Below are 23,370 nucleotides of genomic sequence, written 5' to 3' on the forward strand. Positions count from 1 at the left end.
CCCCGCTGGACCAGCGGGGCTGCGTGCTCGGTGTCAGGCGATGTCCAGGACCTCCGTGACCGGTCGTCTGGGCGTGACCGAGCCCGACGGACCGTATCCGAACCGAAGGATCATTTGTACGAAGCCCATCCTGGAGTTCGGGTCACGTGTGAGGTGCCGAAGCTCAGGCCATTCCAGCGGCTGCGAGATCACGGAGGTCGCGAGTCCGTCGAGCGTGGCCTGAAGGAGCACGCGCTCCATGGCCTGTCCCGCCCTGAGCCAGTCCTCGGCAAGATCTGCCTCCGTCCCCAGCAAGGCGATCTGCGACCGCTCCTCGAAAGTGGCGGACGCCCGGTCCTGTGAGCCCAGGGGCACGTCGAAGTCCCGCACAGGGGCCGTCACTCCGTGCTGGCGCGGGCCGAAAGCGTACGAGGGGACGCCCTCGGTATTCGGGCCCTCCCCGGCCTTGCCCGTGCGGGACCAGGTGACGATTTCGGCCCTCATGGCGGCGTTGGCGGATTCGTAGAGTTCCGCGTCGTGCACCAGGTCCAGGACGGCGCCTGCGTGCCAGGCTCCGGGAATGATCAGCCGCGCCCCTTCCAGGAGTGCGGCCGCGCTCAACTCGTCCAGGATCTCGCGAGGAATCGGCTCGTCCGAGAACGGACAGCGGCTGGTGTGCCGGAGCCGCACGGCAGGGTGCAGGTCCGCCAGCAGATGATCCGTGGTTTCGGACTCCTCCAGCATGATGTCGGCGAGACGCCACGGGTCGCGACGGTCGGGCAGGAGATGGGCAACGGTGGTCCAGCCACGGTGTGCGGCAGCCACTCGTAGGTTCAGCAGCGCCGCCCCGCATCCGATGTGCAGACCACGGTTGTCCGGGTCGCCGACGGGCAGCGCACGATCCGGATCGCCGAACAGCGAGAGGAGGCGCGTTCCGGAGCGGTGGGCGAATTTCCAGGGTTGCGCGTTGTGCATGGACGGCGCGGTCACGGCCTCCTCGACGAGCGAAGGGACGACTGAGGTGATGCGTTGCTCGATCGTCAGCATGGTCTTCCTGTCTCCTGTCGGTCATCGCCTTCATGGGCACGTGCTCGGAGAAGCCTGCGCCGGAGCACATTTCAGGTGGGCCAGGAAGCAGCGTCCGGCTTCTGCGGCGAAGACGTGTCGTCGGGCTGTACCGAGATGCGGTTCACGACGGCGACGACTCCTTCCGTTCGAGAGGTGAGGGCGAGGGCGGTACGGATCAGGCCCCGATGCGGCAGTCGGCCGGCCAGGACCACAACACCGTCGAGCACGTGGACCTGGACGGCATCGGCCTGAAGGCGCAGGACACCGCTGAGTACGTCGTCCCGGATCCGGAGCTCCACCTCGGCGTCAGGACGGAGGAAGAAGCCCAGGAGGTCACGTCTGGTCACCATGCCGACCAAGCGCTCCTCGTCATCGATGACGGGGAGCCGCTCGCAGCCTTGCCGGGCCATGAGCCGGGCTGCCTCTGCCACTGTCTGCTCGGCGTAGACGGTGACAGCCGGAGACGACATGACTCCGCCGACCGTGGGGGCCCGACGACTGAGCAAATCACTCGACGAGACCATCCCCACGACGTGGTCGTCCTCACCCACCACCGGGACGCCGTTGATGGCATGCCGGGCGAGCAGCCCGGCGGCCTCCGCTGATGGCGTCGAGCACTCGACCGTGACCACTTCGTCCGTCATCAGGTCACCTGTCCGGAGATGCCGCATCCTGCTGCGCCTCCACTTCTCCCCACTGTGCAAAGCGCTTCCGATACCACCTTCCGACATCGCCCGTACCAGGCGCAGGGGCCGAACGGTCCCGTCCAGAGGCCGATCGGATCCACCTGCGCGCTTCCTCCGCTGCGGGCGACCGCGGGTATGGGCCCTTCGGGCCCCGGCTTGCCCCCTGCGGCCCCTTTCGAGAAGAAGACCGAGTGGCAACCTGGAACAGCGCCACCGCATTCGGTGCGCAGAGCACCCTCCGGGGAGGCTCCAGGCGGCGCCCATTGCCACGGAGACGAGCATCGGAGCACGCTATGCACAGCGCAGAGATCCGTCAGGAGATCGTGGTGGGTGTCGACCCTCGCGGTGACCGGCATCCGGCCGTCGCCCGGCGTGCCGACGAGGCTCGCCTCCGTGGACTTCACCTTCGCCTCGCCCCCTCGGTGCCTCCCCGGCACGGCACCCAGCACGTCGATGACGCCCCGCACCTGCACCGGGCCCACTGCCCCGTCACCACGGTCCCCGCCCTGTGAGCCGACCGTGACGCTTCCTGCGGAGGGTGAGACAGGCACCGGGCCTCGCCGTCGGATGCCGGGACTCACCCAGGACGAGGCTGCCCGTCGACTCGCCGAGGTGGGACGGAACGAAGTCGCCGTCCGGAAGACGCGCCCGCTGTACACGAGAGTGCTCGCACAGCTCCGGGACCCGCTGATGACGGTGCTGGTCGCAGCCGTCGCCCTCACGCTGGCGATCGGTGATCACGTCGATTCCGTGGTCATCGGACTCGTCATCGTGGTCAACACCACCGTGGGTGTGGCTCAGGAGATAAGAGCCGACAACGCCGTGGCGGCCCTGTCGGCGCTCTCCGCGCCACACGCCCGGGTCCGCAGAGAAGATGCGGACCGTGACGTCCCGGCCGCCACCGTCGTGCCCGGAGACGTTCTCCTGCTGGCAGAGGGGGACATCATCGCTGCCGACGCCGCGACCGACGAAGCGGCAGCGCTGCTCGTCGACGAATCCATGCTCACCGGAGAGTCCGTACCCGTGGACAAGGACGCGGCCGCGTCGCTGCACGCCGGAACGGTCGTCGTCCGTGGCAGGGGGGTCGCGACCGTCACCGCCACCGGAAGAGCCGCCGCCCTCGGCCGCATCGCCGCCCTTCTCGACGACCGTCGTCGGCCCACGCCTCTTCAGCTGAGGCTCGCCTCCCTGGGACGTGTGCTCGCGGCTGTGACGCTGGTCCTGTGTGCCCTGGTTCTCGCACAGGGACTCGTACGGGGGCTGCCCCTGGGAACCATGGCGGTGACCGCCATCAGTCTCGCTGTCGCCGCGGTGCCGGAATCACTCCCCGCCGTCGTCACCCTCGCCCTGGCTCTCGGTGCCCGGCGTATGGCAGCCCGCCATGCGCTGGTGCGTCGGCTGCCCGCGGTGGAGACGCTCGGCTCGGTCTCCGTGCTCGCCACCGACAAGACCGGCACGCTGACCGAGGGGCGCATGGTCGTGCAGCACGTCTGGACACCCCTGACCACCGTCGAACTCCACGGGGTCGGCTACGAACCGGAGGGGGACGTCCTGACCGAAGGTCGGCCTGTGGGTCCCGCGGCACGGCATGCGGTAAAGGAAGTGCTCACAGCGGCGGCCCTGTGCAACGACGCCGCCCTACGGCCCCCGTCTTCTGCGTCCCCCGACAGCCGCTGGGAGGCCATCGGCGACCCCATGGAGGGCGCTCTCCTCACGGCAGCCATCAAGGTGGGGTGCCCGGGCCTCACGGAGCTGGCATCCACCCACCCCAGAATCGCGGAAGCACCGTTCGACAGCCACCGCAGGAGGATGACCACCATCCACGCGGTGCCTTCCGGCGGCGTTCTGGTATGCCTGAAGGGCGCTCCCGAGGCCGTCCTTGCCGCGACGGTCCTCACCGACTCCCCGGAGACGCTACGTCTCGCTCGTGCGGAAGCGGCACGGTTCGCGGCGGGTGGCTATCGCGTGCTGGCTGTCGCATCGGGCCTGCGTCAGGAGACGCCCCGGCCGGCCGCAGCCGGTGAGTCAGGCCTGAGGCTGCTGGGCCTCGTGGCATTGAGTGACCCACCGAAACCACACGCGGCTGCCACGCTGGCTTCGTGCAGGGCCGCGGGCATCACACCGATACTCGTCACCGGTGACCATCCCGCCACAGCGAGCGCCGTGGCCGACCGCGTCGAACTGCTCGGACCGAACGCGACCGCCGACCACGTCGTCACCGGAAAGGACGTGGCCGCGGGCCGCGTTCCCGACCTCACGGCGGTGCGGGTGTTCGCCAGGACTGATCCGCAACAGAAGCTCGACATCGTAGCCGCCTGGCGCGCCCGCGGCGCTATCACCGCGATGACCGGCGACGGCGTGAACGACGGTCCGGCCCTCCACCAAGCCGACATCGGCATAGCCATGGGCGGCCGGGGCACCGAAGTCGCCCGCCAAGCGGCGGACCTGGTGCTCACGGACGACGAACTGTCGACCGTGGTTGCCGCGATCGAAGAGGGACGCAGGGTCTTCGACAACATCCGGCGCTTCCTCGTCTACGGTATGGCGGGCGGTGCGGCGGAGATTCTCGTCATGCTGATCGGCCCGCTCCTGGGCCTCCCCCTGCCCCTGCGCGCCGGACAGATCCTCTGGATCAACCTCCTGACCCACGGGCTGACCGGCGTGGCCATGGGAGCGGAGCCGGCCTCCCCAGGTGTGATGCATCGCCCCCCCGCGTCGCGCGGACCAGCACATTCTTGGAGGGGGCGCCTGGCAACAGTTGCTGCTGACAGCAGCTGTCGTCACCGTGGTCAGTCTCAGTGCCGCACTGACAGCTCAGGCATGGGACCTGCCGTGGCAGAGCGTGCTCTTCCTGGCCCTTCTCGCCGCCCAGCTGGGAGTGGTCATCGGCCTCCGGGACCGGCCGATGACGTTGGACAACCCTTTCCTCCTGGCCTCCGTCCTGGCCTCCGCCCTGCTGGCGGCGGCTGCTCTCTACTTCCCGCCCCTGGGCGCCGTACTGGACACCGAGCCCTTGGGGTGGAGAGCCGCCGGCCTGGCCACTGCCTGCGCCCCGGCCGGATTCCTTGCGGCCAGGCTCGCACGTGCCACCTTCCGTTCCGGGAATCCCCGTCACCTCCACGAGCGCGGAGCCGACCATGCCCGACATGAGGCGATCGAGTCCGGGCGTTGGATTGGAACCGCACCGGGTTCACGCGCGTGAGTCGCTCTCGCGGCCGTCGGAGGTGCTTCATGGGCGGTGTCGGCAACGACGATCACCGGCTTCCGCGGCTGAGGCTCGACGAGCCTCAGGTGCACGTCGACCAGGTCCGGGGGGCCAGGGACCGGTTGAACGGCCTGCTCGATGCTGTCATGTCGGTGGGGCGGGAACTCGCTCTGCCCCAGGTGTTGCGCGACATCGTCGAATCCGCGGTCTGCCTCGTCGACGCCGAATACGGAGCCCTCGGAGTGGTGGGGAGCGACCAGAAACTCGCCGAGTTCCTTCCGATCGGCATCGACGAGGGGACGCGGCAACAGATCGGCGGCCTCCCCACAGGACACGGGCTCCTGGGCGAGCTGATGAGACACCCGGAACCTCTGAGATTGCCCGAGCTCTCCGACCATCCGGCCTCGGCGGGATTCCCACCCCACCATCCGCCGATGCACTCCTTCCTGGGAGTGCCTGTCCGCGTGCGCGACGAAGTGTTCGGCAACCTTTATCTCACGGAGAAGCGTGGGGCGGATGATTTCGACGCGGAGGACGAAGCCGTGGTCTCGACCCTGGCCGTCGCAGCCGGAATAGCCATCGAGAACGCCCGCCTCTACGAAGAGAGACGGATCAGAGAGCGATGGCTCGCCGCCAGTTCCGACCTCACCCGTGCCTTGCTCTCCGGTGAGGCCGAGTCGGAAGTTCTCGAAGACATGCTGGAACAGGCTGTCGACATAGCGGGGGCGGACCTTGGGGTCTTCTACCTCATTGGCACGGACGGGAAGATGACAGGCTCGCTGGCTCTCGGGGAGAGGGCCGAGTGCCATCGGGGCGTGGTCCTCGCGAGCAGTCGGGGCACGCTTGCCGCGGTAGCGCTCGCTGAGGACGGCCTGGTCACGGTGGCGGATGTCAGCAGCGACCCACGGGTGCAGGTGCAACGTGAGCGGTGGGAGGGTTTCGGACCCGCAGTGGCTGTCACGCTGGGGACCAAGGAACGGCTGAGCGGAGTCATGATCCTCGCGCGTGTCCGGAACAGGGCGGCGTTCGTGAGCGCGGAGATCACTGCGTTGCCCGGATTCGCCGGGCAGGCAGCCCTGGCGCTCGAACTGGCCGACCACCGCAGCGACTCCGAGCGGATGAGCCTGCTGGCCGATCGTGAGCGGATCGCCCGAGATCTGCACGACTTGGCCATTCAACGGCTGTTCGCCACCGGAATGACGCTGCGGAGCGCCCGTCCCTTGGTGGAGCACCCGGAAGCGGCCGAGCGGCTGGGCCGTGCCATCGACGATCTGGACACCACCATCAAGATCATCCGTACCACCATTTTCGGCCTCAGGGAGCACGAGACACCGAGCCAGGGGCCGAAACTCCGTTCCCGAGTAGTCCAGGCGGTGGACGCTGCCACGCCCGCGCTCGGATTCACGCCCGCCCTCCGCATGGAGGGGTTGATCGACACCGATGTCCCCCGGGTGGTGGCCGATCACGCGGTCGCGGTTGTCGGCGAGGCTCTCAGTAATGTCGCCCGACACGCACGGGCCTGTCGGGCCGAGGTCTCGGTCATCGCCGACGACGGCGTTCTCACCGTGACGACGAGCGATGACGGGGTCGGTCTGCGTGCGTCCGAAGGCGGTAGGCGCGGCGGCATGCGCAACCTCACAGAACGGGCCGAGCGGCTGGGAGGCACTCTGTCCCTCCGCGCGAAGCCGCATCCGCGCAGAGGCACAGTGCTGGAATGGCGGGTACCTGTTGCCCCGGCCGCACCTGACCGGATTTCGAAGTGAGCGCACTCACCGCTCGTGCTGCTGATGCTCCCGGACCTCGGCCGCAATGACGGCTGCCTGCACCCGGCGTTCGACCCCGAGTTTCCCGAGCAGGCGGGAAATGTGGTTCTTTACTGTCTTCTCCGACAGATAGAGCCGCTTGGCGATCTGCCGGTTGGTCAGTCCCTCGCCGATGAGATCGAGAACGGAACGCTCGCGCTCGGAGAGGACGGCGAGGCTCTCGTCCTCCGGCGGCGAATCTGCCTCGGCCTCGCGCAGGGACCGCATGAGCCTGGCCGTGGTCGACGGGTCGAGCATCGACCGACCCGATGCCACGGTACGTACGGCCGATACCAGGTCCGAACCGTTGATCTGCTTGAGCACGTATCCGGCCGCGCCCGCCATGATGGCGTCGAGAAGGGCGTCCTCGTCGTCGAACGAGGTGAGTATCAGGCACGCGAGGTCGGGCATGCGTGACCGCAGTTCCCGGCAGACAGTGATGCCGTTCCCGTCGGGCAGCCTGACGTCGAGCACCGCTACGTCGGGTCGCAGCGCCGGCCCGCGGGCCAGGGCTTGATCAGCCGTCGATGCCTCGCCGACGACGACGAGATCCTGCTCGGCCTCCAGCAGGTCCCGTATCCCGCGGCGAACGACCTCGTGGTCGTCCAGCAGAAAAATGCGCGTCACGGCGGTGTCGGTGGCAGTCGGTGTATCGCCCATCTGCGGTCCTTGCTATCGGATGCGTCTGCTGCGCCCCTCCTGGGCATTGTCCCAGGAGTGTCGGTCCGGGTGCATGTGGTGGACCGGCCCTTCGAGGTCATACAGCCGAGCGGGGAATGCGGCTACCCAAGATCCATGCGTACGTCCACCACTCCTTCGACCGCCCGAACGGCGTTGGCCAGGATCGGCACCATGGAACGGTCCGCCAGAGAGCCCCTCGGAGTGACCACGCCTTCCTTCACCGTGGCGTCGAGAGCCGACGGTGGTGAGATCGGTTCGAGTGCCTCACTTCTGATCTCGGCGAGGAGGTCCTCATCCGGTCTGAGGAAGACCTTGAGCCAATCGCCTCGGCTGACAACTCCTTCCAGCAGGCCTTCGGAGTTGACCACGGGGAGACGTTTGACGCGCTTGCGCGCCATGATGCGGGCTGCCTCGGCGATAGGCGGGTCCGAATGCACGGTGACGGCCGGGCCGGACATGAGGTCCTCCACCAGCACCGCAGCGGCCTGGAAAGCTTCGTCGAGTTGCGCGGCGGCAGGCGGACCACCCTCGCGAAACGTTTCCTTGGGAAGCAGATCCGCTTCCGAGACCACTCCGACGACACGTCCTTCGCCCGCGAGTACCGGCAGCGCACTGACCTTCGACTCCGCCATAGGCTCCACCACCTGTCGGTACGAGGCATGGCTGCCCACTGCGACGGGGTCGCGCGATGGCTTGGCAAGCTGAGGCCAACTAAGAACCCTGGTAATAGAGTTGGCATGTGGCTCCCTCGCAAGTGCGGAATTCCTCGAAGTACGCGCGGTTCACGGTGACGTCCTCGAACGAGATGCCGGGCCCGCGTCGTCGAGAGCCGATCGCTCGTGGCGAGGTCGGCGCCCTCAAGTGCGCCGCCGCCGGACTCGCCGAACCCCTTGCCAGCCACCACGAACTCCCCCCGCACCGCATCAACTACCGCGCCAACATGTGGGCCCTGCGCTCGCTGGGGGTACGGCAGGTCCTCGCGCCCTGCGCCGTCGGCTCGCTGCGCCGCTCCCTCGGTCCTGGCAGCGTCATCCTTCCCGACCAGCTCGTCGACCGCACCGCGGGCCGTGTCCAGACCTACGTCGACCACGGCGCGGCGCACGTCTCCTTCGCCGACCCGTACTGCGCCGGCAGGCGATCGGCCGTGCTCAAGGCCGCGGGTGAGGCCGGAGCCGACGTCCACGACGGCGGCGTGACGGTGGTCGTCGAGGGGCCCCGGTTCTCCACCCGGGCGGAGTCCCAGTGGTACGCGTCGGCCGGCTGGTCATTGATCAACATGACCGGACACCCGGAAGCCGTCCTCGCGCGCGAACTCGCCCTCTGCTACACCTCCATCGCACTCGTCACCGACTACGACGCCGGCGTGGGGCGAGGGGAGGGCGTCTCCCAGGGCGAGGTCTTCCGGGTCTTCGGCGCGAACGTGGAACGTCTGAAGGACCTGGTCCTGCATACGGTCTCCGTCCTGGACCGGGAGAGGCGCTGCGGATGTGCGGCGGCGCTCGACGGCATGGATCTGCCCTTCGAGCTGCCCTGACACCGCGGTCGGCGCGGGCACGGTCCGCACCGACCACGAACCTGCGGCCCGATGCCGGTCACCACGGTGACCGGCATCGTCATTCCACGACCGGGCTACGGCGCTCCACCAGCAGGACGTCGCGCCAGACTCCGTGATGGCGGGCCACGCGTTCCCGACGACCGAGGACACGGAACCCGGTGGACTCGTGCAGGGCGAGGCTCGCGCTGTTCTCGGGAAAGACGCCCGCCTGGATCGTCCAGATCCCCGCCTTCTCCGTAGAGACGATCAACGCCTCCAGAAGCGTGCGCCCCACGCCGGTTCCGCGCGCCGTGGGACTGACGTACACGGAGTGCTCGACGACCCCCGCGTACGCGGGCCGGGTCGAGACATGCGACACCGCTGTCCAGCCCACCACCCGCCCCCGCTGACCCAGCGCCACGAGCCGGTGCGCCGCGAGCTTGGCGGTGTCGAACGCGCTCCACGGCGGCGCGGTGGTCTCGAACGTGGCGTTGCCCTCGTCGATGCCCTGCTGGTAGATCGCCATGACGGCCGGCGCGTGGTCGTCCGTCATCGGGACCAGGGTGACGTCCGGGCGCGGGGGTGTGGTCATGCGTGCTCCTTGCCTCGGTGCGCTCCCGCCGGACAGGGTACGCACGGTGTTCGCCAGCGGGTACGGCGACGCTCCTGCGGCGTCGGGGGCCGCCGCAGGAGCGTGCGCGGGGGAGGAGTACTGGGTCAGAGCAGGGGCAGCGCGACGAGGCCGGTACCCATGCTTCCGAGGAGGCCCACGCCGAGGTAGAAGGCGAAGACCTTCGTCTTGACGACGCTCTTGACGGCCACCATGGCCGGGATCGTCGTGATGGCACCGCCGAGGACGAAGGTGACGCCGGCCGCCGCGACCATCCCCTGGTCCAGGAGGCCCTCGACGACCGGGATGGCACCGACGCCGTTGAGGTAGAGGGGAACGCTGATGAGTCCGGCGACCAGCACGGAGAGGGCGCCGTCCGTGCCGAGGATGCCCGAGACGACATCCGTCGGTACGTATCGGACGATCAGGGCCTCAAGGACGATCGCCAGGAGCAGCCACTTGCCCAGGATCAACGAGTCGCTGACGATCTCCTTCAGGATCTCGCCGGCGTGGAGGTTCTTGATGTCGCGCCGCACGAGTACGCGCCACGGGGTGCCGTCGTCGTCCGCGTCGTTCCGCGCGGCGGTGGAGCAGCCGCCGGCCGCAGGAGCGGGCTCGGTCTCCTGAGCGGCACCGCCGTACCCACCAGCAGCACTGCCACCGCTGCCGCCGCTTCCGCCTCCGACGGCCACCGTCTCGGGCACGGTCGCCTTCGCCGCCGAGCACGCGCCCTCCGGCACGGTCACCGCCTCCTGAGAGCAGCTCTTCGCGGGTGCCTTCTCCTCGGCGGAGGCGATCAGCGGGTCCGCGAACCGTCCGCGCCGTTCGAGCGCGAGAACGATGAGACCCGCGCCGAAGCTCAGCACCAGGGCGCCGATGAGACGCGTGGTGGCGATGGGGAACCCGAGCTGGGCGGCGGAGAGCGCGTAGATCTCCGGGTCCATGGAGGGAGAGGCGATCCAGAACGCCATCACGGCCGAGAGCGGGACGCCGGCTATCAGGAAGCGACGGATCAGCGGGATCACGGTGAAGGAGCAGAACGGGCTGAACGCTCCGACGGCCGTGACGACGGCGATGCCCAGGACGCCCTTGCGCCCGTGCGCGAAGCTGCGGCGCGCGACGACGTCGATCGACAGACGCTGGACGGCGATTCCCAGGACGATGGCGACCAGGAACCACGGGAGATAGTGCAGCGCCTCGAACAGGATGAACAGGCCAAGGGCCCGCAATTCGTCCACGGGTGAACCTCTCTGAGACGGAGACACATGAGGAGAGCGGCGCCGTGAAGGTGGATACGGGGGACGTGGCGAGCCGCGCGGGGAGGCGCGATCCGCATTCCCTTTATCTAAGATCGATGATAGACGATTAAAGAGATGTCCGGCAGCGAGGATCCGATGCCCCTCGTCGTGCCGAAGGGGTCCGTCTCGCACTTTCGGTGGCGGCAGCCGGGGAGCGGAGCTTGTTTCCAGGTTGCACCGATGCGGCCACCTTCCGTGTGGTGTCTGTACAGTCGCTCGTGCCAGCGGTTTCCGGCGTGCATGAGGCGCCGACGAGCCTCCACGGGTCCCCTCTGTGCGGAATGAACCTTGCCGTCGCGGGTGGTCATCGAATAACATCGATGAATCATGAGCGGTGCGATGAATGCCCAGCTGATCGACCGAAGCACGGCCGAGTCCTACGCAACCTGGTTCAAGGCCCTCTCCGACCCCACCCGCGTGCAGATCCTCAATCTCCTCGCGCTGGCGACCGGGCCGATGAGTGTCGGAGAGATCGTGGACCGGATGGGCGTCGGGCAGTCGACGGTGTCCCACCACCTGAAGCTGCTCGCGGACGTGCGGTTCGTCCTGCGCGAGCGCCAGGGGACCTCGATGCTCTACTCCATCAACGTGGCCTGCGTGGCTTGCTTCCCCAGTGCTGCCGACGCCGTCATGGGTCGTCCCGCGGCCTCGACGTGAGGACCGGCCCCGTGATTGAGTCGACCCCGCACGTATCCGGTGCGGCCGCCACTGCCTGCTGCCCGCCGATCGTGACCGCCGCGCTGTCCGAAGGGGACGCGGAGATCATGGCGGCGATGTTCAAGGCGCTGGCCGACCCCGTCCGGCTCCGCCTCCTGTCCAGAGTGGCCTCACACCCCAACGGTGAGGCATGTGTCTGCGACATAGCCGACGTGGGCGTCTCCCAGCCCACGGTCAGCCACCATCTGAAGAAGCTCCGGGAAGCGGGCCTGCTCACCTCCGAGCGGCGCGGCACCTGGGTGTACTACCGCCCCGCACCCGGCGTCCTGGCCTCGCTGGGCGCGTTCCTCGCCGATACCGAGAAGGCCGGCAAGGAAGAAGAGACCTCCCTGGCGTCCCGGGCCTCCTGACGTTTGGCACCGCTGTCCTTGAAGAGCTCAAGCTCTCCTGAAGAGCCGCGGTTGCAGGTGGCTCCTGAATCCGGCTCGCGGAGTTCGGTCCGGCAAGCCATGGCGATGAGCCCTGCGAGAGCCGTGTGACCTTGTCGAGGTGGATCGGTCAGGCGGTGACTGACGGCGGCGGCACGCATCACGTACTCCACGCTGGCCGAAACATATAAGTGATGTACCCCACAGTGGAACAAACGTGTGAACGCGCAACGGTCTGCGGGACATACTGACTGCCATGACACCGACGGCACATCCGTGGGCGCCCGCTGCTTGTGCCCTCACCGCGGCACCCTGGTGTGCCGCGCCGGATTTGGCTCGATCCGCAATCGCACCTGTACCCACCACGGCTGGTCCCACGACCTGGCCGACGCGCTGGTGAACGTGCCGAAGCGGTCAGACCGTCCCGAGTCGTTCGACACCTACGCGTGGGATCAGGCCGAGGTGCTGTATGTCGAATCACCACACCAATCGATCTTCGGCACGTGGAGTCCGGAGCCGGTGCCTCCACGGGAGCCGCTCCGGGACGTGGCCTGGCACAGGGGAGCGATGTCCGACCACGACCAGGGAACGGTCGTAGTCGGCGGGGTACGCGAGTGGGGGCGGGAGGACAACGGGAAGCCCGCTCCGCGCGGGCCCGGCCAGAGTCCTTCCGCTCGCTCGCGATCTTCTGCCGCAGCGTCATGCCTGGGTGGCGTGGCAGGAAGGAGTCCGTCATGAGCCTTCGCGCGATCGCCCGCATGTATGCCGACGGCGAGATATCGACGACAGGGGTACTGGCCGAGCTCGACAGACACGCGGACATTCCCTTGTCCGAGGGACAGCGCGGCCTGTGGGCACTCGCCAAGATGGAGCCGGAGACGTACGCGTACAACGTTCCCGTGTGCTTCTCGTGTGCGGACGTGGATATTGCGGCGCTTCAGGCCGCATTCCGCGACACGCTGTCCCGGCATCCGCTTCTCTCCGCCGTGGTGCGTGAGACGGAAGACGGGCCGCGTCTGTCCCACGGAGATGCGGACGGTTTCTCAGTCGATTATGTGGACATCTCCGATGTGCCGTCCGGTGGAGTGCCGGACTTTTTGAAGGAAAGGGCGAGGCGGCCGTTCGACCTGGCAGGTGATCCCTTGACCAGGCTGGCTGTCCTGCGTCGATCCGCGTCCGAGGCGTACGTTCTGCTGGTCGTTCATCACCTCGTGATCGATGGAGTTTCGGGGCGTCTCGTCATCGACACGCTGTTCAGTTCGTACCGGGCGCGGGTCGAGGGGCGGGACGTGCCGATCGAGGTGGGCTCCGCCTCGTTCGGTGAGTTCGTCGCGTGGGAGCGGGACGCACTCACCGGCGAAGGCGCTGAGGAGGACCGCGAGTTCTGGGTGCGCGAGCTCGCCGGCGCGGACGTCCTCACAGGGTTACCCTCGCAGGTGGCTCTGCTGCCGGACGCGCCTCATGTGGGCGAGGTGCACACCCGTCGGCTGCCGGAAGAGCAGGCCGCCGCCATCGCGGCCTTCACCGCTTCACATGAGATCAGCCCGGGGACCTTCTTCCTGGCGGCCTTCCTGACTCTGCTGCACCGGTACACCGGAAGCGAGGACCTCGTCATCGGGATGCCGGTGGCCGGGCGCCCGGCGGAACACTTCGACCCGATCGTCGGCTGCTTCGTCAACACGTTACCCGTCCGGAGCAGGCCGGACGCCTCCGAGGAGTTCGCGTCGTTCGCCCGGCGCGTGCAGTCCACGGTGCTCGACGTACTTGAGCACGGGACCTACCCGTTCCACCGGATCGTGGGCGATCTCGGTGCTCGGGGCGCGAATCCACGGTCGCCTCTCTATCAGATCGTGTACAACTATCAGGATTCCGCTCTCTCCGGATACCTGGGCGAGCGGGCCCGCGCCACCGGCGAGACGGACTTCGAGCTCGTCGACGGGCTGTACCAGCTGGGTGAGTACGACCTCACGGTGGACGTGGCCCCCGGTGACGGGTTCCTGGTGAACTGGAAATACCACCCCGACGCCTTCTCGGCCGACGCCGTCGCGGGCATGGCAGAACACTTCGCCACCCTGGTGGACAGCATCCTCGACTCGGACGGGCAGTCGCCGATAGGCAGGTTGAACCTGCTCGGCGACGAGGAACGGCGCCTCGTCATCGAGGAATGGAACCGGACCGAGGTCGACTTCCCCGCGCATCGGACGTGCTGGGATCTCTTCGCGGAGCAGGCAGAGGCGAACCCGGATGCCCCGGCGGCCACCTGCGGGGAGCGGACTCTCACCTATCGCGAACTCGCGGACCGCAGCTCGGCGCTGGCACAGGCGCTGACGCGTCAAGGCGTCGGCCCCGGGGACGTCGTAGGGGTCTGCTACGAACGGTCACTCGACCTCGTCGCGGCCCTCCTCGCCGTCATGAGGCTCGGCGCGGTGTACCTGCCCCTGGACGACCGGCTGCCGGCCGAACGCCTCTCCTACATGGTCGAGGACAGCGGCGCCCAACTCGTCATCTGCCATACGGCGGTGATGGACAGGCTGGCCGCCGTGGCGACGCCGAAGACGAGGCTGTACCCGACAGACCGCCAGGATGGCCAGGTCCACCAGGCATGGGCAACGGCGGGGGAGACGACCGCCGATGCTCCGGACTCGACACCGCGAGCCGCCTACGTCATCTACACCTCCGGCAGCACGGGGAAGCCCAAGGGCGTCGTAGTTCCGCACGCGGCGCTGACCAATTTCCTGCTGGCCATGGCGCACACGCTGGGAGTGGCGTCCAACGATCGGCTGCTGGCCCTCACCACGCACAGCTTCGACATCGCCGCCCTGGAGCTCTACCTCCCGCTGATCACCGGCGGGCAGGTCTGCATCGGTGAATCGGCCACGGCCGCCGATGCCACGTTGCTGGCCGAGAAGGTCGCCGACTGGCGGCCCACCATCATGCAGGCCACTCCGGCGACCTGGGCCATGCTGGTGCGCGTCGGGTGGCAGAACACCGAGGGCGTCAAGGTGTTGTGCGGCGGCGAGGCGCTGCCCGAGGGACTGAAGGACCAACTGGTGGCGCGCGGCGAGGCCTGGAACCTGTACGGGCCCACGGAGACGACCATCTGGTCAGCGGCCAAGCGGCTGCGCCGTGAGGAGCCGGTGACCATCGGCAGCCCCATCGCGAACACCCAGCTGTACGTCCTCGACCAGAACCTGAGTCCCCTGCCCGTCGGCGTAACCGGCGAGCTTCACATCGCGGGCGACGGGGTCGCCCTGGGCTACCACCGGAAGCCGGAGTTGACGGCCGAGCGCTTCCTGGACAACCCGTTCGCGCCCGGACGGCTGTACCGGACCGGCGACCGCGCGCGCCGACTGCCCAATGGCGAGATCGTCGTCCTGGGCCGGATGGACAACCAGGTCAAACTGCGCGGCCATCGCATCGAACCCGGTGAGATCGAGGCGGTGCTCGAAGCCCGCCCGGAGGTCGGCCGAAGCGTCGTCCTGCTTGAGCATGCCGGACTGTCGGACAGGCTCACGGCCTACTACACCGGGAACGGGGACGCGCCGGTCGACGCCGCGCTGCTGCGCGCGGAACTCGCCAAGACCCTGCCCGCCTACATGCTGCCCGCCGCATTCGTCGCCCTGGACGCCTTCCCGCTCACGGCGCACGGCAAGGTCGACCGGGCGAAGCTGACCGAGGCCGCCGGGACGGTGCCGCTCCCGGCCGCCGACAGCCCGGTGGCCGCGCTCGACATCGAGCGGACCGTGCGCGGGATCTTCGAAGGGGTGCTCGGCTCGCGTGACATCGATCGTGCCGCAGGCTTCTTCGACATCGGGGGAGACTCGTTCGCGGCCATCGAAGCGGTGGAGCAGATCAACCGCGAGTTCGGCAGCTCGTTGCGACCCACCAGCGTTTTCGCCCACCCGTCCGTCGCGGCGATGGCTCGACACCTGACGGGGCTGCTGCCCGCTGGGCAGGCACCTGCCGGGCGGACACCTGCGGCGCAGCCGGTCGAGCCCGAGCAGCACCCTGGTCCACGCCCTGCCATTCCGACGGCCGACGACACCTCGCTCGGTGATGCGATCGCGGTGATCGGCATCTCCTGCCGGTTCCCGGGAGCCATGGACCACCGCGCGTTCTGGTCCGCGCTCGTGGAAGGACACAGCGGCGGTACGTCATGGTCGGTCGAGGAACTGCGTACGCTCGGAGTGCCGGAGGAGATGATCACCCGGCCCGGATACGTGCCGCAGCGGTCGGTCGTGGACGGCAGGGCGGAGTTCGACGCGGCGTTCTTCGACATCTCCCCCCGCGACGCCGAGTTCATGGACCCACAGGCGCGCTTGCTGTTGCAGCACGCGTGGCAGGCGTTGGAGGACGCCGGCTACCGCCCCGAGGATGTTCCCGAGACCAGCGTCACCACGTCCACGAGCACGAACTTCTACCAGGCCCTGCTCCCGGCTCTGATGGCGAACGCGACGGGCCCGCGGGTCCTGGCGAGCTCTGAGACCTACGCCGCGTGGCTGTTCGCCCAAGGCGGCACGGTGCCCACGATGATCTCCACCAAGCTGGGCCTGCGCGGCCCCAGCATGGCGGTGAGCACCAACTGCTCTTCGGCGCTGAGCGCGGTGCACGTCGCCTGCCAGGGACTTCTGGCCGGGGATGCGGACCAGGCGATCGTCGGCGCGGCCAGCCTGTTCTCCGCGGGGGAACTGGGATACGTGCACCAGCCGGGCCTGAACTTCTCCAGCGACGGGCGCAGCCGCGCGTTCGCCGACGGCGCCGACGGCATGTCCGGCGGTGAAGGCGTCGGCGTGGTCGTCCTCAAGCGCGCCAGTGAGGCGATCGCGGCCGGTGATCACATCTACTGCCTGATCCGCGGCATCGCGGTGAACAACGACGGCGGCGACAAGGCCGGGTTCTACGCGCCCGGTGTGCGCGGCCAGGCCGAAGTGATCCGCAAGGCGCTGGACAAGGCGGGCACGGACCCGTCGACGATCAGCTACGTCGAAGCGCACGGCACGGGCACGAGGCTCGGCGATCCCATCGAGGTCGCGGCTCTGACCGAGGCGTATCGCCACTACACGGCACGCAGCCAGTACTGCGGCATCGGCTCGGTCAAGAGCAACATCGGCCACCTGGACGCGGCCGCGGGGATCGCCGGACTCATCAAGGTGGCCCTGGCTTTGCAGCACGGGGAGGTTCCGCGGACCCTGCACTGCGACGTGTCGAGCTCGGAGATCGACTGGGACGAGTCGCCGTTCTTCGTGGCCGACCGGAACCTGCCGCTGGACGGCGACGAGCCCGCGCGGGCGGGACTGAGCTCCTTCGGGATCGGCGGCACCAACGTGCACGCGGTACTGGAACAGGCGCCGACCGGTGCGCGGGCCGCCGGACGCCCCGGCCCCCAAGCGGTGGTCCTCTCGGCCCGCGACGGGGAGCGGCTCGGCGTCCTCGCGCGGCAGCTTCTGGAGTTCCTGCCGGGATACCGGGGCGCGCAAGGCGATCTGGCGTCGCTCGCGTACACGCTTCAGGTCGGGCGGCGGGCGATGGCCGAACGCGTGGTCTTCGTCGCGAACGACGTCGACGGGCTGATCGCAACCCTTCAGGACTACGTCGGGCGCGGGGCGCGCGGAACGGTGTACGAAGGTACGGCCCGACGGCCTGAGGACGTGCTGCTCGGCCTCTTCGATCGCCCCGGGGAGCTGCGAGACCTGGTCGCCGGGTGGCTCGAACGCGGGGAGTGGGACAAGATCGCGCCCCTGTGGGTCAACGGCATCGACGTCGACTGGCACGCCTACCACGGCGCGAATCCGCCGGTGCGGGTGAGCCTGCCGACGTATCCGTTCGCTGCGAAACGGTACTGGCCGGCTGCCGAGGCGGTGTCGGTTCCCCGGGCCGCTGACCCGCTCGACGCGGAGTCGTTGCTCGTGGCCGCGGCCAGGCCGGAGAGCGTCGAGACGTTCCTTTCCGGTCGCACGTCCGCCACGGAGGAGATGGACAGCCTCTCGCGCCCGCTCGTGCTCGCACAGCTCATGGCGGCGGGACTCTTCGACGCGCCTGTTCGTCACGACCTGATCGGGCAGAGCATCACACCGTCCTTCGCCCAGTGGCTCGACCACACGGTGACCGTGCTGCTGAGCCACGGAGAACTCGTGCGTGAGGGCGAGTTCGTGGCGCCCAGGAAGAGTGCGCCAGGCCTCGAACAGGCGTGGACCACCTGGCGTGCGTGGAAGGACGCCCGTGCCGGAGATCCGGAGCTGGCGGCCAAGACCGGCCTGACCGAGCGCATGATCGAGGCCTTGCCCGCGATCCTGTCCGGGCGGACGAAGGCCACGGCGGTCATGTTCCCGGGCGGCTCGTTCGAGCTGGTCGAACCGGCGTACCGGGGGAACGCGACGGCCGACTACTTCAACGACGTGACGGCCGGTGCGGTGCGCGCGGAGGTGGACGCCCGCCGCGGCGGGATCCGGCTGCTGGAGATCGGAGCGGGCACCGGCAGCACCAGCGAGCGCGTTTTCGCCCGGATGACGGGCCACGACCTCGCTGAGTACTGCTATACGGACGTTTCGAAGGCGTTCCTGATCGACGCGGAGCGGCGGTTCGCCGGTCACGTGCCGTACCTGTCCTTCACGACCTTCGATGTGGAGCGGGAGCCCGGCGCACAGGGACTCGCGGTGGGCCACTACGACATCGTCATCGCCAACAACGTCCTGCACGCCACCGAGGACATCGTGCGGGCAGTGCGTCACGCCAGAGCACTGCTGCGGCCCGGCGGTGTCCTCGTACTCAACGAACTGGCCCGGAACGACTGGTGGTCGCATCTGACCTTCGGGCTCCTCGAAGGGTGGTGGCGGTTCACGGACGGAAGGCGTATCCAGGGCGGACCGGCGCTGTCCGCGAACTCGTGGCGCGAAGTGTTGGGGGAGTGCGGGTTCGACACGGTCGACCTGCTGGCGGAGCCCGCCCGCGACCTGGGCCAGCAGGTACTGCTGGCGCGCGCCGGTTCGCCCGTCCCGCGCCGGGATGCGCGGCCTGCCGGGTCCGCTTCGGTCGAGGAGCACGTCCGCGCGACCGTCGAGCGGATCCTCGCCGAAACGCTGAAGCTGACCGCGGATGAGCTCGCGGCCGACAAGCCCTTCGCCGACTACGGACTGGACTCGCTCACCGGCGTCTCCCTGGTGCACCGGCTCAACGAGTCGCTGAGCACTGACCTCGATCCGAGCGTGCTGTTCGAGAACCCGTCGGTCAGGCGGCTGACGCGGTTCATCGTCGATGAGGAAGGCGCCGCCGTCTTGACCGCGGTACCGGGGCCGCCCGTGGCACCCGGGCCGTCCGCGACCCCGGAGCCGTCTGCGGTACCTGAGCTGTCCGCCGCACCCGGGGCGCCCGCCGTACCTGAGCTGTCCGCCGCACCCGAGACGTCCGCCGTATCCTGGCCGTCCGCGGTGTCAGGGCCGTCGGGCCGTGGCCGGGAGCCCGTCGCGATCGTCGGCATGAGCGGCCGGTTCCCGGGCGCCCGGGATGTCGACGAGTTCTGGGACCTGTTGGCCTCCGGCCGGGATGCGGTCTCGAAGGTGTCCCGCTGGGACCTCGCGTCGCTGGGCAGCGTCTGCCTGGACGGCGGCCTCCTGGACGGCGTCGACGAGTTCGACCCGCTCTTCTTCGGGATCTCCGGTGCAGAGGCCGTCTACATGGAGCCGCAGCAGCGGCTGTTCCTTCAGGAAGCGTGGCGGGCGCTTGAGGACGCGGGCCACGCGGGCGAGTCGCTCGACCGCGACCGGTGCGGTATCTACGTGGGCTGCGCCGCGGGCGACTACCTGGATCTGACGGGGCCGTCCGACTACCCGGGCCAGGCACTGTGGGGCAACATGAACTCGCTCGTGCCGTCCCGCATCGCGTACTACCTGGACCTGCACGGGCCGGCGATCGCGGTCGACACCGCGTGCTCCAGCTCGCTGGTCTCCCTCCACCTGGCGTGTCAGGCGCTGTGGGCGGAAGAGGTCACCACGGCGATCGCGGGCGGGGTCTACGTCCAGAACTCGCCGCGGCTGTATCTGGCGGCGTCGCGGGCCGGGATGCTTTCCCCGACGGGCCGGTGCCGTTCGTTCGACCAGGCGGCCGACGGATTCGTGCCCGCCGAGGGAGTCGGTGCGCTGATCCTCAAACGGCTCTCGGACGCCGAGGCGGACGGCGACCACATCCACGGCGTGATCCGTGGGATCGGGATCAACCACAACGGCACGACGAACGGGATCGCCGCGCCGAACGGGACCTCGCAGGAACGGCTGATCCGGCAGATCTATCAGGACTTCGAGATCGACCCCGCGGGGATCGGGTTGGTCGAGGCACACGGCACCGGAACCAAGCTCGGCGATCCGGTGGAGTTCCGGGCGCTCGATCGCGCGTTCCGCGGCTTCACGGACGCCGAGCGGTACTGCTCGCTCGGCTCGACCAAGGCCTCCATCGGCCACGCGCAGGCCGCGGCCGGCGTCATCGGCGTCATCAAGGCACTGCTGGCGATGAGGCACGAGGTGATCCCCGGTCTGCCCCACCACACCGCGACGAACTCCAGTGTCACGTTGGCCGGAAGCCCGTTCTTCGTCCACACGGAGCCGAGGCGGTGGGCCGTGCCCGAAGGCGGCAAGCGGCGCGCCGCGGTCACGTCGCTCGGCGCGAGCGGAACCAACGCCCACGCTGTCATCGAGCAGCCGTCGGAGCCGCCCCTGCCGCCGCGGAGCAGGCAGGACGGGGCCCGGCTGATCGCGCTGTCGGCGGCGACGGAGCACGCCTTGCGCGAACAGGTGGTCCGGCTCGCGCGCCACTGCCGCGAGCACCCGGACCTCGACGTCGGCGACGTGAGCCACACACTCCTGCTCGGCCGCAGGCACCTGCGGCACCGATGGGCGAGCGTGGTCCGGGATGTCGCGGAACTGGAAAGCCGGTGCACTGCCTGGCTCTCCGGGCAGGACGTTCCGGCGCAGAGCGCAGACTCCGGGCCGCGGGCACTCGCCCAGCAGTTCCTCGACGGTGAGGCACCGGATTTCGCCGAGTTGTTCCGCGACGGCCGCTACCGCCGCGTTCCGCTGCCCGGCTACCCCTTCGAGCGGGAACGCTATGCGCTGCCGGTCCGCGCGACGGCAGACGACGGGCCGCGGCGCGACGGGGGAGTCCTCACCGGCGACGAGTTCTACCTGCGCGAACATCAGGTGCGGGGAACCGGGATCGCCCCGGGGGCCATGTATCTGCAGTGGGTCGCGGCAGCGGCGAGGCGGACCGCGAGCGACGCGGTTCACCTGCACGACATCGTCTTCCTGCGCCCCCTGTCGGTGTCGGGGGCCCCGCGCGCACTGCGGGTGGCTCTTCGCGCGGACGGCGACGTCACCCGGTTCACGGTGTCCTCCACGGAGTCCGCCGGAGACGAGCCCGTTCTCCATTGTCAGGGCGCGGTGTCCGCCGCGGAGCCGACGGCTGCGCGGGCGCTCGATCTGCCCGCGCTGCGTCGGGACTTCAGGTCCACGGCATTCGACCCCCTGCGGTTCTACGCCGAGTGGCGGGATCGCGGCATCGCCTACGGTCCCACGTTCCAGGGGGTCGTGGGTGTGCACCGGAGCGACAACGCGGTGCTCGCCGAACTGCGGCTGCCCAGGACGGCGTCAGGAACCACGGACGGCCTCGTCCTGCACCCGGCGCTGGTGGACTCGGCGATGCAGTGCATGCGATTGCTCGACGGCGACGATCGGGTCGGGTTGGTGTTCAGCATCAAGTCGGCCGAAGTCCTCGCTCCCGGCGCGACCGCCATGTGGGCCCTGATACGCCGTGCCGAGGACGTGCGCGGCGCGGACCGGATCGACATCGACCTCGCGACCGACGACGGCACGGTGTGCCTGCGTCTGCGGGGCATCGCAGGCCGTCGAGCCGCGCAGACGCCCGACCCGGCGGACGGCGTCGCCACGCTGGTGCCGGTGTGGGATCCCCTTCAGCGGACGGAATCCGCCACGTGGCCGCAGAGTTCCGCATCAGTGGGCGTCATCGCGTCCCCGGGGCAGGCGCGGGACGTTCTCCTCGCGCGCCTGCCCGGCGCGCACGTGGTCGCGGACCCGTCGCAGAGTACGGACGACGACCTGGAGACGTGCGTCCGGTCGGTCCCGGAACTCGACCATCTGATCTGGATGGCGCCCGGCGCCGTGGATGGCCGGTCCGGTACGAGCGTCGTCGAGGGCCAGTCCAGCGGCTCGCTGCATGCCTTCCGCACGGTGAAAGCGCTTCTGGCCGCAGGGTACGGCGATCGCTCATTGGGCCTGACCCTGATCACTGAGCGGGCGCACGCCGTCCACGAGGCCGAGGCCATCGACCCGGCGCACGCCGGTGTCGCGGGCCTGGCGGGTTCGACCGCGAAGGAGTACCCGAAGTGGCGGGTGCGGATGGTGGACGTCGAGGACTACGACGCGCCCTCTCTCGCCGCGGTGCTCGACCTGCCCGCGGATACGGACGGCAACCTGCGTGTCCACCGCGACGGCCGGTGGCACGGGCAGCAGCTGATGACTGTTCAGCCGGCCTCGCCGACGTCGTCCCGGCTGCGGCAGGGCGGCACTTACGTCGTCATCGGCGGGGCGGGCGCCCTCGGCACGGTCATCAGCGAGTACCTGATCCGCCGGTACCACGCCCAGGTGGTGTGGCTCGGACGCAGGCCGCAGGACGCGCGAGTCGAAGCCGCTGTCGCTCAGGCGACCGGCGCGGACGGGCCCGCGCCGCTGTACCTGCGGTCCGACGCCACCGACCTCGCGTCCCTGCGTGCGGCGAAGGACGAGATCGTACGACGGTTCGGCGCGGTCCACGGCGTCATCCACTCGGGCCTCGTGTTCTCGGGGGCGAGCCTGTCGCGGATGAGCGAGGCGCAGTTCGAGGACGTGCTGCGCGGCAAGGTCGACGCGAGCGTCCGGTGCATGGAGGTATTCGGCGGTGACTCGCTCGATTTCGCACTGTTCCTGTCCTCGATCAACTCCTTCCTCAAAGCGATCAAGCAGGCGAACTACGCGGCCGCCTGCACGTTCCTCGATTCGTTCGCACTGACGGTGCAACGCCGCTACGGCACTGCCGGCAAGGTGCTGAACCTGGGCTACTGCTTCAACAACGCACCCACCGAGTCGGAGCGGGGCGCGGTGGTCGGAGCGCAGGCGCCGCTCATCCAGCCGGACGAGCTGACGGCGGCGATCGAACGGCTGTGCGCGGGGCCGGTCAGCAGTCTGACGTTGATGAAGTTCAGTCCCGCGCTCAACAACCGGGGCATCGTTGTGGGCGATGACGAGGTCATCCTCCCCACGGCGGTGCCGCCGGACGCCGTGCCCGCCGACGTCCAGGAACCGCCGACGCGGCCGGGCGGCGAACTGGAGCGGCTACGCGCCCGCATCGCAGAGCTGACCGCGCTCGCGATCTGATCGCGGCC

Annotated in this window: 13 protein-coding genes and 1 pseudogene; 8 read left to right on the plus strand and 6 right to left on the minus strand. The window is 69.2% G+C overall.

Annotation, left to right across the window (positions count from 1 at the left end; all coding sequences use genetic code 11):
• Positions 1-33: 33 nt before the first annotated feature.
• The gene (locus ACZ5WC_RS23790) at positions 34-1,026 is read right to left on the minus strand and encodes an Acg family FMN-binding oxidoreductase (protein ID WP_468542684.1); all 993 of its coding nucleotides are present in this window, start codon (positions 1,024-1,026) and stop codon (positions 34-36) included.
• A 71-nt stretch (positions 1,027-1,097) separates the two neighbouring features.
• Entirely contained in the window at positions 1,098-1,691 is a 594-nt protein-coding gene (locus tag ACZ5WC_RS23795; protein ID WP_468542685.1) for a CBS domain-containing protein, read from the minus strand.
• A 335-nt stretch (positions 1,692-2,026) separates the two neighbouring features.
• Here ACZ5WC_RS23795 and ACZ5WC_RS23800 point away from each other — a divergent pair, with 335 nt between their 5' ends.
• The 4 genes and pseudogenes from ACZ5WC_RS23800 (at position 2,027) to ACZ5WC_RS23815 (ending at position 6,701) form a co-directional block, all read left to right on the plus strand.
• Entirely contained in the window at positions 2,027-2,245 is a 219-nt protein-coding gene (locus ACZ5WC_RS23800; protein ID WP_468542686.1) for a hypothetical protein, read from the plus strand.
• Positions 2,246-2,300: 55 nt separating this feature from the next.
• Positions 2,301-4,388 (plus strand): annotated as a pseudogene (locus ACZ5WC_RS23805) (cation-translocating P-type ATPase); the annotation flags it as partial.
• A 103-nt stretch (positions 4,389-4,491) separates the two neighbouring features.
• Entirely contained in the window at positions 4,492-4,935 is a 444-nt protein-coding gene (locus tag ACZ5WC_RS23810; RefSeq protein ID WP_468542715.1) for a cation transporting ATPase C-terminal domain-containing protein, read from the plus strand.
• Between the two features lie 29 nt (positions 4,936-4,964).
• Positions 4,965-6,701 carry a sensor histidine kinase gene (locus tag ACZ5WC_RS23815; protein ID WP_468542687.1) on the plus strand — a complete coding sequence of 579 codons (1,737 nt, stop codon included), beginning with the start codon at positions 4,965-4,967 and terminating at the stop codon, positions 6,699-6,701.
• Positions 6,702-6,707: 6 nt separating this feature from the next.
• On the opposite strand, the gene ACZ5WC_RS23820 is transcribed toward ACZ5WC_RS23815, so the two are convergent.
• Both ACZ5WC_RS23820 and ACZ5WC_RS23825 read right to left on the minus strand, forming a co-directional pair.
• Positions 6,708-7,400 (minus strand): response regulator, encoded by a 693-nt coding sequence (locus ACZ5WC_RS23820; protein WP_468542688.1) that lies wholly within the window; start codon positions 7,398-7,400, stop codon positions 6,708-6,710.
• Positions 7,401-7,522: 122 nt separating this feature from the next.
• Positions 7,523-8,149 carry a CBS domain-containing protein gene (locus tag ACZ5WC_RS23825; RefSeq protein ID WP_468542716.1) on the minus strand — a complete coding sequence of 209 codons (627 nt, stop codon included), beginning with the start codon at positions 8,147-8,149 and terminating at the stop codon, positions 7,523-7,525.
• A gap of 11 nt (positions 8,150-8,160) precedes the next feature.
• Between ACZ5WC_RS23825 and ACZ5WC_RS23830 the strand changes: the two genes are divergently transcribed.
• On the plus strand, positions 8,161-8,955 hold the full coding sequence (locus tag ACZ5WC_RS23830) for an S-methyl-5'-thioadenosine phosphorylase (protein ID WP_468542689.1): 795 nt from the start codon (positions 8,161-8,163) through the stop codon (positions 8,953-8,955).
• 79 nt (positions 8,956-9,034) lie between these two features.
• Here ACZ5WC_RS23830 and ACZ5WC_RS23835 read toward each other — a convergent pair whose 3' ends face one another.
• Together ACZ5WC_RS23835 and ACZ5WC_RS23840 are read right to left on the minus strand one after the other, a co-directional pair.
• Entirely contained in the window at positions 9,035-9,547 is a 513-nt protein-coding gene (locus tag ACZ5WC_RS23835; protein ID WP_468542690.1) for a GNAT family N-acetyltransferase, read from the minus strand.
• A gap of 125 nt (positions 9,548-9,672) precedes the next feature.
• Positions 9,673-10,803, minus strand: coding sequence for a permease (locus ACZ5WC_RS23840; RefSeq protein WP_468542691.1), 1,131 nt, complete (start codon positions 10,801-10,803; stop codon positions 9,673-9,675).
• Between the two features lie 387 nt (positions 10,804-11,190).
• Between ACZ5WC_RS23840 and ACZ5WC_RS23845 the strand changes: the two genes are divergently transcribed.
• The 3 genes from ACZ5WC_RS23845 (at position 11,191) to ACZ5WC_RS23855 (ending at position 23,362) form a co-directional block, all read left to right on the plus strand.
• A complete protein-coding gene (locus tag ACZ5WC_RS23845; RefSeq protein WP_468542692.1) occupies positions 11,191-11,520 on the plus strand; it encodes an ArsR/SmtB family transcription factor in 330 nt (109 codons plus the stop codon).
• A gap of 11 nt (positions 11,521-11,531) precedes the next feature.
• Positions 11,532-11,930, plus strand: a complete 399-nt coding sequence (locus ACZ5WC_RS23850) for an ArsR/SmtB family transcription factor (RefSeq protein WP_468542693.1) — start codon at positions 11,532-11,534, stop codon at positions 11,928-11,930.
• 776 nt (positions 11,931-12,706) lie between these two features.
• Positions 12,707-23,362, plus strand: a complete 10,656-nt coding sequence (locus ACZ5WC_RS23855; RefSeq protein WP_468542717.1) for an amino acid adenylation domain-containing protein — start codon at positions 12,707-12,709, stop codon at positions 23,360-23,362.
• Positions 23,363-23,370: the final 8 nt, after the last annotated feature.

Source organism: Streptomyces sp. NPDC033165 (assembly GCF_055577965.1).